Source organism: Mesorhizobium sp. B2-4-17, assembly GCF_006441275.1.
Lineage (GTDB): Bacteria > Pseudomonadota > Alphaproteobacteria > Rhizobiales > Rhizobiaceae > Mesorhizobium.
On sequence record NZ_VFUX01000005.1, the window covers coordinates 169,452 to 178,877 of the forward strand.

11 protein-coding genes are annotated in these 9,426 nt (G+C 61.0%); 10 read left to right on the forward strand and 1 reads right to left on the reverse strand.

Going from position 1 to position 9,426, the window contains the following annotated elements; all coding sequences use genetic code 11:
- Positions 1-205 precede the first annotated feature (205 nt).
- The 9 genes from FJ548_RS06380 to sufA all read left to right on the forward strand — a co-directional run bounded on the left by FJ548_RS06380 (position 206) and on the right by sufA (position 8,181).
- Positions 206-1,384 carry a cysteine desulfurase family protein gene (locus FJ548_RS06380; RefSeq protein WP_140777395.1) on the forward strand — a complete coding sequence of 393 codons (1,179 nt, stop codon included), beginning with the start codon at positions 206-208 and terminating at the stop codon, positions 1,382-1,384.
- 242 nt (positions 1,385-1,626) lie between these two features.
- On the forward strand, positions 1,627-3,144 hold the full coding sequence (gene sufB, locus FJ548_RS06385; protein WP_140777359.1) for a Fe-S cluster assembly protein SufB: 1,518 nt from the start codon (positions 1,627-1,629) through the stop codon (positions 3,142-3,144).
- A complete protein-coding gene (locus tag FJ548_RS06390; protein ID WP_140777361.1) occupies positions 3,141-3,380 on the forward strand; it encodes a hypothetical protein in 240 nt (79 codons plus the stop codon). The genes sufB and FJ548_RS06390 overlap by 4 nt, the downstream gene beginning before the upstream one ends.
- A 27-nt stretch (positions 3,381-3,407) precedes the next feature.
- Positions 3,408-4,163: a Fe-S cluster assembly ATPase SufC gene (gene sufC, locus FJ548_RS06395; protein WP_140777363.1), complete on the forward strand. Its 756-nt coding sequence runs from the start codon at positions 3,408-3,410 to the stop codon at positions 4,161-4,163.
- 19 nt (positions 4,164-4,182) lie between these two features.
- Positions 4,183-5,451, forward strand: coding sequence for a Fe-S cluster assembly protein SufD (sufD, locus tag FJ548_RS06400; RefSeq protein WP_140777365.1), 1,269 nt, complete (start codon positions 4,183-4,185; stop codon positions 5,449-5,451).
- 105 nt (positions 5,452-5,556) lie between these two features.
- The gene (locus FJ548_RS06405) at positions 5,557-6,798 is read left to right on the forward strand and encodes a cysteine desulfurase (protein WP_140777367.1); all 1,242 of its coding nucleotides are present in this window, start codon (positions 5,557-5,559) and stop codon (positions 6,796-6,798) included.
- Positions 6,799-6,803: 5 nt separating this feature from the next.
- Positions 6,804-7,196 (forward strand): SUF system Fe-S cluster assembly protein, encoded by a 393-nt coding sequence (locus tag FJ548_RS06410; protein ID WP_140777369.1) that lies wholly within the window; start codon positions 6,804-6,806, stop codon positions 7,194-7,196.
- 17 nt (positions 7,197-7,213) lie between these two features.
- Positions 7,214-7,714, forward strand: coding sequence for a DUF4375 domain-containing protein (locus FJ548_RS06415; RefSeq protein ID WP_140777371.1), 501 nt, complete (start codon positions 7,214-7,216; stop codon positions 7,712-7,714).
- An 86-nt stretch (positions 7,715-7,800) separates the two neighbouring features.
- Entirely contained in the window at positions 7,801-8,181 is a 381-nt protein-coding gene (gene sufA / locus FJ548_RS06420) for a Fe-S cluster assembly scaffold SufA (protein WP_140777373.1), read from the forward strand.
- A gap of 187 nt (positions 8,182-8,368) precedes the next feature.
- Here the strand turns inward: sufA and FJ548_RS06425 are convergent, their stop codons facing one another.
- Complete coding sequence (locus tag FJ548_RS06425; RefSeq protein WP_140777375.1) at positions 8,369-8,866, reverse strand: GFA family protein; 498 nt, start codon at positions 8,864-8,866, stop codon at positions 8,369-8,371.
- Between the two features lie 89 nt (positions 8,867-8,955).
- Here FJ548_RS06425 and FJ548_RS06430 point away from each other — a divergent pair, with 89 nt between their 5' ends.
- Positions 8,956-9,279, forward strand: a complete 324-nt coding sequence (locus FJ548_RS06430) for a TfoX/Sxy family protein (RefSeq protein WP_140609417.1) — start codon at positions 8,956-8,958, stop codon at positions 9,277-9,279.
- Positions 9,280-9,426: the final 147 nt, after the last annotated feature.

Consider the following 9,426-nt stretch of genomic DNA (forward strand, 5'->3'; position numbering starts at 1 on the left):
GCCCGGAACGTGTCTTCCTCTGGCCTTGACGCAGGGCGAGCGTCTTCCTAGAAGCTAGTTTAGAACTATTCAAAACTAAGTGGCCAGGCGTCGAGCCTGGCTACCGCGCCGCAAGCCGCGTAAATAGGACGGCTCGCCTTGGAATTTCAAGGAAATAACGCCATACGACAGCGGAATGGCTTCTGAAGGGACCGACTGGACGAAAATGGCCGCAAAACGCGCCTATCTCGACTACAATGCCAGCGCTCCGCTGCTCGCGGCGGCACGCGAGGCTATGGTCGCGGCGCTTGACCTGACCGCCAATCCGTCCTCGGTCCACGCCGAAGGGCGCGCGGCGCGGCGCCTGATCGAGACTGCGAGGCGTGAGGTTGCGGCGCTGGTGAATGCCAGGCCCGAGCATGTCGTGTTCACCTCCGGCGCGACCGAAGCGGCCTCCACGCTGCTGACCCCGGACTGGCAGATGGGGCGTGGCAGCGTTCGCATGAGCCGGCTTTACGTGTCGGCGGCCGACCATCCCTGCCTGTTGAATGGCGGGCGCTTCCCGGCAGCGCAGGTGACGCGCATCGGCGTCGATGCCAGTGGCATTGCCGATCTTGTTGCCCTGGCTACCGCGCTTGACGCTCACGACAAGGCCGATGGCCTGCCGCTGGTGGCGATCCATGCCGCCAACAACGAGACCGGCGTGATCCAGCCGATCGATCGGATCGCCGGGATCGTCAAGGGGGCGGGCGGTATTCTCGTCGTCGACGCCGTTCAGGCCGCGGGCCGCGTTTCAATCGATATGTCAGAGGGTTACGCCGATTATCTGATTCTATCTTCGCACAAGATCGGTGGCCCCAAGGGCGTCGGGGCCATTGTCGCCGCCGCCGATCTGATGATGCCCAAGCCCCTGATTAACGGTGGAGGCCAGGAAAAGGGCCATCGCGGCGGAACGGAAAACCTCGCCGCCATCGCCGGTTTTGGCGCGGCCGCGCGCGAGGCTCTGGCCGGATTGCAGGCTATGGATGCGGTGCGGCAGCGCCGTGACGAGATCGAAGCCATCGTGAAAGTGCTGGTGCCCGAGGCGGAAATCTTTGGAACCGGCGCACCAAGGCTTGCCAACACGACATTCTTCGCTATTGCGAACGTCAAGGCGGAAACCGCGCAGATCGCTTTCGATCTGGCCGGTGTGGCGCTGTCGGCCGGCTCCGCCTGCTCGTCGGGCAAGGTCGGGCCGAGCCATGTGCTGAAGGCAATGGGCTACGGCGACAGTCTCGGCGCCTTGCGCGTGTCGATCGGTTCGGCGACGGGCGCCGAGGACATCGAACTGTTCCGCGCCGCGCTGGCGGGGATCGCCGCGCGCCAAGCCGCCAGAGACAAGGCGGATAGGGATAGAGCCGCGTAGCGGTTGGGAGCATCGGACCGAAAAGTGCGTAGCGGTTTTCGGGAAAATCCGATGTTTGGGTAACGTATTCAGGCCTTCGGGCCTGGTAGAGCCGTGCGTTTCATGCTGGCCGGGTGAATTTCCGGTCGAAGCGCACTATATGAAACTTACGCTGCCGCGAATGCCCCTTTTGGTGTCCATTTCGGCGGTGCCATAGTTTGAAAACTGTCGGGCCTTGACCCCGGCGTGGATGGAGAACGCTTATGCCTGCTGTGCAGGAGACGATCGATCGAGTCCGCAAGATCGATGTCGACCAGTATAAATATGGATTCCAGACCGAAATCGCTGTCGACAAGGCCCCCAAGGGCCTGAGCGAAGACATCATCCGTTTCATTTCGGCAAAGAAGGACGAACCGTCCTGGATGCTGGAATGGCGGCTGGAAGCCTATCGCCGCTGGCTGACGCTCGAGGAGCCGACCTGGGCGCGCGTCAACTATCCCAAGATCGATTTCCAGGACATCTATTACTATGCGGCGCCCAAGAGCACGCCCGGCCCGAAGTCGCTGAGCGACGTCGATCCCGAACTGCTGAAGGTCTACGAGAAGCTCGGCATTCCGCTGGGGGAGCAGGAAATCCTGGCCGGTGTCCAGAAGACCGATGCTTCCGAACTCGATGAAGCCAGCGACAATGTCTACAAGTCGGGCCGCGTCGCGGTCGACGCGGTGTTCGATTCCGTGTCGGTCGTCACCACCTTCAAGAAGGAACTGGCGCAGGCCGGCGTCATCTTCTGCTCGATCTCGGAAGCCATCCGCGAGCATCCCGAACTGGTGCAGAAATATCTGGGCTCGGTGGTGCCGACGTCAGACAATTTCTACGCCACGCTGAACTCCGCCGTCTTCACCGACGGATCGTTCGTCTTCGTGCCCAAGGGCGTTCGCTGCCCGATGGAGCTGTCGACCTATTTCCGCATGAACGAGAAGAACACCGGCCAGTTCGAGCGCACGCTGATCATCGCCGAGGAGAGGGCCTACGTCTCCTATCTCGAAGGCTGCACGGCGCCGCAGCGTGACGAGAACCAGCTTCATGCCGCTGTCGTCGAATTGGTGGCGCTCGACGATGCGGAGATCAAGTATTCCACAGTGCAGAACTGGTACCCCGGCGACGCCGAGGGCAAGGGCGGCATCTACAATTTCGTCACCAAACGCGGCGATTGCCGTGGCAACCGCTCGAAGATCTCGTGGACGCAAGTCGAAACCGGCTCGGCCATCACCTGGAAGTATCCGAGCTGCATCCTGCGCGGCGACGATTCCTCAGGCGAATTCTATTCGATTGCGGTGTCGAACGGCTACCAGCAGGTCGACTCGGGCACCAAGATGATCCATCTCGGCAAGAACACATCGAGCCGCATCATCTCCAAGGGCATTGCCGCCGGCTTTTCGCAGAACACCTATCGCGGCCAGGTTTCGGCGCACCGCAAGGCGACCAACGCCCGCAACTTCACCAATTGCGACTCGTTGCTCATCGGCGACCAATGCGGCGCGCACACCGTGCCCTATATGGAAGCCAAGAACTCGACGGCGCAGTTCGAGCATGAAGCGACGACGTCGAAGATTTCCGAAGACCAGAAATTCTACGTCATGCAGCGCGGCATTCCGGAAGAGGAAGCGATCGCGCTGATCGTCAACGGCTTCGTCAAGGATGTCATCCAGCAACTGCCGATGGAGTTCGCGGTGGAGGCGCAGAAGCTGATTGGGATCAGTCTTGAGGGAAGCGTGGGATGACAGGGGAGGCGTGGTTCAGGCCAAAGCGCTTCGGCTACGGCGCAACGCCCAGCAACTGGAAAGGCTGGGCCTTCGCGGTTGTGTTCGTCCTCGTGGTTGTCGCGTTGGTGCTGGCCCAGATCGCAGCAGCGCTGCCGGCTTGGCTCTTTGTCCTCATTATTCTTGCCCTAACGGGCGCAATCATACCGTTCATCAAAGCCAAAACCGACGGCGAATGGCGCTGGCGCTGGCATTGAGCGGAAACTTTGTGAAACGGAACGAATATGCTTGAGATCAAGAACCTTCATGCCCGCATCGTCGATGATGGCACCGAAATCATCCGCGGCCTGAACCTGACGGTGAAGGCAGGCGAGGTCGCCGCCATCATGGGCCCGAACGGTTCGGGCAAATCGACGCTGTCCTATATCCTGGCCGGCCGCGAGGACTATGAGGTGACCGAGGGCGACATCCTTTACAACGGCCGGTCGATCCTCGAAATGGACCCGGCCGAGCGCGCCACTTCCGGCATCTTCCTCGCCTTCCAGTATCCCATGGAAATACCGGGCGTGGCGACCATGGAATTCCTGAAGGTGGCGATGAACGAGCAGCGCAAGGCGCGTGGCGAGGAGCCGCTGAAAATCCCGGAATTCCTGAAGCGCGTGAAGGAAGCCGCCGCTTCGCTCAACATGGACATCAACATGCTCAAGCGGCCGCTCAATGTCGGTTTCTCCGGCGGCGAGAAGAAGCGCGCTGAGATTCTGCAGATGAAGCTTCTGGAACCGAAACTCTGCGTGCTCGACGAGACCGATTCCGGCCTCGATATCGATGCACTGAAGATCGTGTCCGACGGCGTCAACGCGCTGCGTTCGCCCGACCGGGCCTTCCTGGTCATCACCCATTACCAGCGGCTGCTTGAACACATCGTGCCGGATACCGTGCACGTGCTCTACAAGGGCCAGGTCATCAAGTCGGGCGACAAGTCGCTCGCACTCGACCTCGAAGCCAACGGCTATGCCGGCGTGATCGGCGAAGCCGCGTGAAATGGCAGAGGCAAGACTGATGAACATTCACACACAACCGCAGCGGACACCGGCCGAGACAGCGTTGATCGACGCGTTCGGGGACCGGCTGTCGCTGCTGCCGGGTGACGGCGCGGTGATGCTGAAGCGCGATGACGCCATCGAAGCGATCAAGCACGGCCTGCCAACGCGGCGCGTCGAATCCTGGCATTACACCGATCTGCGCCGGCTGTTGAATACGGTTCCGGATTTCGATCCGGCCGCCGCGGCGAAAGCCATTGCGCCGATCGTTGACGGCTCGACGGTTCTGGCCATGCTGAACGGCGTGTCGAGCGCCAAGGCGCCAGTCGTCGAGGGCGTCAGCGTCCAACGCCTGTCGGAAAAGCTGACCGACGGCAGCATAGCGCCGGACCTCGCCCCCTATGGCAGCGACGACGCTATCGGCGCGCTGAACACGGCATTTGTCGCCGACGGTTATTTCATCGACATTGCCGACGGCGCCGAGCTGGAAAAGCCGCTCGAATTGCAGAATTTGCAGGCAGGCGGCCAGACCCATGTGCGTTTGCCTGTGCGCGTCGGCGCTGGCGCTAAGGCTGTTATCGTCGAGCGTCAGGCAGGTGAGGGCGTGGCGCTGGTCAGCTCGGTGAGCCAGCTCGTGCTCGGCGAGGGCGCCGAGGTGACCTGGCTGATCGTCCAGGAGCAGCCGGAAACGGCGACGCATCTGGCGCAGTTCAAGGCCCATATCGGCAAGAACGCGAAACTGACGCTGTTCGTCATGAACGCCGGTGGCAGACTGGTGCGCCAGGAGATCGTGATCAAGACGACCGGCGAGGGCGCCGACTTCAAGTTGCGTGGCATCAATCTGTTGGCGGGCGACACCCACACCGACGTCACCATGGTGCTCGACCACGCCGTGCCGCACACGACATCGACGGAAGTGATCCGCAATGTCGTCACCGGCAAGGCGCGCGGTGTCTTCCAGGGCCGCATCAATGTCCACCAATATGCGCAGAAGACCAACGCCAAGATGGCTTGCAACACGCTGTTGTTGTCGGACGATGGCGAGTTCTCGACCAAGCCCGAACTCGAAATCTTCGCCGACGACGTCGTGTGCGGCCATGGCGCGACGGTCACCGAGATCGACCACGACCATCTGTTCTACCTGATGGCGCGCGGCGTCGAGGAGAAGACCGCGCGGGGTCTTCTGGTGAAAGCGTTCGTCGCCGAGGTGATCGAGGAGATGGATGACGAGACGATCGTCGAGGCGCTGGAAGCGCGGCTCGATGAATGGTTCGTGACACACGGGTAAGCACTCTTCCTTCTCCCCTTGTGGGATAAGGTGGATTGGCGCGAAGCGCCAAGACGGATGAGGGGTGCTGGACGAAACGCTGCCTGGAGCGGCAAGGACTTCGAAATGGACCAGAAAGTCGAAACCATCCCCTACGACGTCGAGGCGATCCGCCGCGATTTCCCGATCTTGTCGCGGCAAGTCTACGGCAAGCCTCTTGTCTATCTCGACAATGGCGCCTCGGCTCAGAAGCCGCAGGTGGTGCTGGATACGATCCAGCACGCCTATTCGCAGGAATACGCCAACGTCCATCGCGGCTTGCATTTCCTGTCCAACGCCGCGACCGACGCCTATGAGAAGGCGCGTGAGACGGTGCGCCGCTTTCTCAACGCGCCAAGCACCGACAACATCGTCTTCACCTCGAATACGACGTCTGCGATCAACACCGTCGCCTACGGCTATGGCATGCCCAATATCGGCGCGGACGACGAGATCGTGCTGTCGATCATGGAGCACCATTCCAACATCGTTCCCTGGCATTTCATTCGCGAACGGCAGGGCGCCAAGCTGGTCTGGGTGCCGGTCGACGATCTCGGCGTCTTCCACGTCGAGGAATTCGAGAAGCGGCTGACCGACAGGACGAAACTTGTCGCCATCACACAGATGTCGAATGCACTGGGCACGGTGACGCCGATCAAGGAGATCGTGCGCATTGCGCATGCGCGGGGCATTCCAGTGCTCGTCGACGGCAGCCAGAGCGCCGTGCATATGCCGATCGACGTGCAGGACCTCGACTGCGATTTCTTCGTCTTTACCGGCCACAAGGTCTATGGCCCCTCGGGCATCGGCGTTCTCTACGGCAAGAAGGACATTCTCGGGGGTATGCGTCCCTTCATGGGCGGTGGCGAGATGATCGAGGAGGTGACGGAAGACATCGTCACCTACAACGAGCCGCCGCATCGTTTCGAGGCCGGCACGCCGCCGATTGTGCAGGCGATAGGGCTGGGTGCTGCGCTCGACTACATGGACTCTGTCGGTCGCGAACGCATCGCGGCGCACGAGGAAGACCTCAAGAATTACGCACATGAACGGCTGCGCGCCATCAATTCGCTGCGCATCTTCGGCGACGCGCCCGGCAAAGGCGCCATCATCTCGTTCGAACTGCAGGGCATTCACGCCCATGACGTGTCGATGGTGATAGACAGGCAGGGCGTGGCAGTGCGCGCCGGCACCCATTGCGCCCAGCCGCTGTTGAAACGCTTTGGCGTAACCTCCACATGCAGGGCATCCTTCGGCATGTATAATACCAGGGCCGAAGTCGACGCTTTGGCCGAGGCGCTGGAAAAAGCGCGCAAGTTTTTCGGGTGACGACCATGGAAGATGTGAGCACCACAACCGAGACCACGCCGGAAGCCGGCGTCAACAGCGTCGTCTCCGCCACGGCCATTCCCGCCGACGAACTGGCGCGGCTGACCGACGACATCGTCTCGGCGCTGAAGACCGTTTACGACCCGGAAATCCCGGCCGACATCTACGAGCTCGGCCTCGTCTACAAGATCGACATCGAGGACGACCGCTCGGTCAAGATCGACATGACGCTGACCGCGCCTGGCTGCCCGGTGGCGGGTGAAATGCCCGGTTGGGTGGAAAATGCCGTCGGCGCCGTCGAAGGCGTGTCGGGCGTCGAAGTCAACATGACGTTCGATCCGCCCTGGTCGCCCGACCGCATGTCGGAAGAGGCGCAAGTCGCGGTTGGGTGGTATTGAGGCGGTCAGACGAAACTATGTCCGACAAATTTCCGCCGGATTACTTGAGCGCAAGGGATGTTCCGCCTTCGGAGAAAGTCGTTGAGCTTTGGGGCGCTCCAGTTATCGGCGCTCTCGATCAACCGCCCAAGTATCGTAGAATTATCAGCGCTATGCCTTCCGCGATCAGGAACGTCATCTGCGTCGAGTTACTGACTTGGCAGGTTCTGAACGGCGGCTTCAGGCAGTATTTTTGGAATTCTTACGGGATAACGGCGCAGGGGGCCATTCAAGGTTTCCGCGCGATGGGCCTTGAAATGCATGCGGAATTGACACGACAGGCCTGTGCTCTGCTGGGCGAATGTTTTCCCGATGAGCGTTTGGCAAGGATGGAAATCGTGGGTGAAGCCGGCGGCCGTGGCATAGATTTCAATGCCTTGGATGACGCGTTCTATGCCTTGGAGGAGCATGAACGGGAGTCATCTGAAGCTGTTCTGGATGCATACGCGACGGCAGCGCTGAACGGACAATGGCAATAAGATCTCTTGCAGCAACGTGCAATTGTAACCATTTTAGGCAAGACTCATCCTGCGGGCCTTGAACTCGCGCGAAAGTGGAGAATGACATGGGACGCTTTGCCGTCATCACGATGACCGAAAAGGCCGCCGAGCGTGTCCGCGAGATCGTCGCCACGCGCGACAACGCGCATGGCATTCGTCTTGGCATCAAGAAGGGCGGCTGCGCCGGCATGGAATATACGGTCGACCTGGTGATCGAACCCAATCCCAAGGACGACCATATCGAGCGCGACGGCGCCCATGTCTACGTCGCGCCGGAAGCGGCCCTGTTCCTGTTCGGCACCGAGATGGATTTCGAGCAGACGACGCTGCGCACCGGCTTCACCTTCCACAACCCGAACCAGAGCTCGGCCTGTGGCTGTGGCGAATCGGTCGAATTGAAGCCGGCCGATCTCAAGGCGCTGGCAGAGGCTCGCGCTTCGGCCTGAGCTCCCCTTCGCCCCGTTTACGGGGAGGTGAGGAATGGTCCGCGCAGCGGGCGAAAAGCCAGCTGCTTGGCTTTTCGAATGACGAACGGCCCGAAGGGCCGGATGAGGGGCAGCACCAGCCTTTCGTAAGTTTGCGCGGCCCTCGTCTGCTTGCCGGCATCTTCGCCCGGTAAATGGGCGAAGAAAGCTACTCAACCCACATACCCGTCCGCTTGTGCCAGTCGGCGATCGATTCCTCGGGATAGACGTCGAACGTCTTGTCGCCCTTGCCGACATCAGGCTCTACCCAGCTCGCCTTGTATTTCAGCATCAGGTGCACCTTCTCAGGTGGTTTCGGCAGGTCGCTGTCGATCGCCGAGGCGAAGGGATGCACCAGATCCGGCCAGGTCGGGTCGTAGAGCCACAACGCCGACCCGCATTTGCGGCAGAAATTGCGTTCCCCCGTCGAGATTTCGCATTGCGGATGCTCGTCATCCTCGATCTCGGCCCGATAGACGCCGAGGCTTCTCTTGCCCCTGATGTTGAGCGTCTTGTAGTCGGCGCCGAGATTGAGGGCGAACCCGCCGCCGCCTTGCTGCTTGCGGCAGATCGAGCAGTAGCAGAGCATGAACGGCACGGGCGTGTGGCTTTCCACCTCGAAACGCACGGCATTGCAGCGGCAGGACCCCTTGAGCAGAAGCGGCATGATAAGAACTCCGACGAAATGTTCCCAACCTGTCAGCATGATTTTGGGTGCGCGATGACAATGTCAAATGCCGATGACATGATCGCGGCATGGACAATGAACGTATCGCCGAACTGTTCGAGGGGCTAGGCCCGGTCAGCATCCGCAGACTGTTCGGCGGTAAGGGCATCTATTTCGATGGCGTGATCGTCGCCATCGTGCTGCGCGGCGAATTGCTGCTCAAGGCCGACGAGCAAAGCGCGCCCGACTTCGAAGCCGCCGGTTGCCGGCAGTGGACCTATACCGGCTCACGCCACGGCAAGCTGGTCGCCATGCCCTATTGGAGCATTCCCGACAGCGCTTTTGATGACCCGGACGAAATGACCGTCTGGGCCCGGCGAGCCTATGAGGCCGGGCGGCGCGCGGGCAAGTAGCACGTTGCGGCAGTGCAGGCTTTCTCGGACATGTCGAGGCCCAGAGGGGGCGGGAACTCGGCTGATAAGTTAGAGCATCGGGCGATTAACATGCAACGTAGCCTGCCTGTTTGAGATAGTTCCAGCATTCGGTTGGATCGAACATGG